This is a genomic window from Streptomyces sp. NPDC005803, from assembly GCF_040630435.1.
GTDB lineage: Bacteria > Actinomycetota > Actinomycetes > Streptomycetales > Streptomycetaceae > Streptomyces.
On the sequence record NZ_JBEXXO010000088.1, the window covers coordinates 1 to 1,112 of the forward strand.

At 68.1% G+C, this 1,112-nt stretch carries 1 protein-coding gene; it reads left to right on the forward strand.

The window, feature by feature from the left end; translation table 11 throughout:
• On the forward strand, window positions 1-1,112 hold a 1,112-nt coding region (locus ABZ454_RS38935), incomplete at both ends, for a phage portal protein (RefSeq protein ID WP_359544151.1).

A 1,112-nucleotide genomic window follows, 5' to 3' on the forward strand; every position in this document is an offset into this window, starting at 1 on the left:
CGCATGCGGAACCGGGGCGGCCAGGCGATCGGGCTACGCGTCGTCGACGGCACGACGATCGCGCCCCTCCTGGACTACTGGGGTAACTCCCCGGAACCGCCGGCCGAGGCGTACGTGCAGTACGCGAACGGCCTGCCGTGGAACTGGCTCACCCGCAAAGACCTCGTCTACGTGCCGTTCCGGCCCCGGTCGAACACGGTCTACGGGTACGCACCGCTCGAGAGCATCCTTCTCAACGCGAACACCGACCTGCGCTTCCAGGCGTACTTCCTCCAGCGGTTCACGGAGGGCAACATCCCCGAGGCGTTCGCGTCGGCCCCGGAGACGTGGACACCGCAGCAGATCGAGGAGTTCCAGGGGTACTGGGACGCGTTCATGCTCGGTGACCAGTCGGTCAAGCACATGATCAAGTGGATGCCCGGTGGCGGCAAGATCGAGTGGTCGAACGAGAAAGACTTCTCCGACTCGTTCTCCCTGTTCCTCATGCGGAAGACGTGCGCGGCGTACCACATCGTCCCGTCCGACCTCGGCTTCACCGAGTCCGTGAACAAGAGCAGCGGCGATAGCCAGGCGGACGTGCAGCACCGCGTCGGTGACCGGCCCCTCGTGACTCACATTCAGGACGTTCTTACGTCGTTCCTCCAGCACGACATGGGCCTGCCGATCGAGTTCGCGTTCGACACCGGGCAGGAAAAGGAGGACCGCCTGGCCCTCGCCCAGGCGTGGCAGATCTACATCGAGGCCGGCATGGCCAGCCCCGACGAGGGTCGCGAGGAACTCCTGGGCCTGCCCGCCGACCCGCGCCGGCCCACACCCCGCTTCTTCAACACCAACCGACTCGGCCCCGTCCCGCTCCTCAATATCGACGCCGTCGGCGGCCGGATCGACCCGGAGACGTACGCGCCGGCGGAAGACCAGGCACTGCCGGCGCAGCCGTTCGTGCCGGCGCCCGGCGTTCTTCCCGCACAGGGCACCACAGCCTCCGCCTCGGCGGCCGCCGCCGAGGACGCCTACCAGGCGACGGTGCAGGCAACCATCGCGAAGGAGACCGCACTGGCCGCGGCCGCCGGCATCTCCGCCGACACCGGCCTTCACGGCTACGACCTCGACAC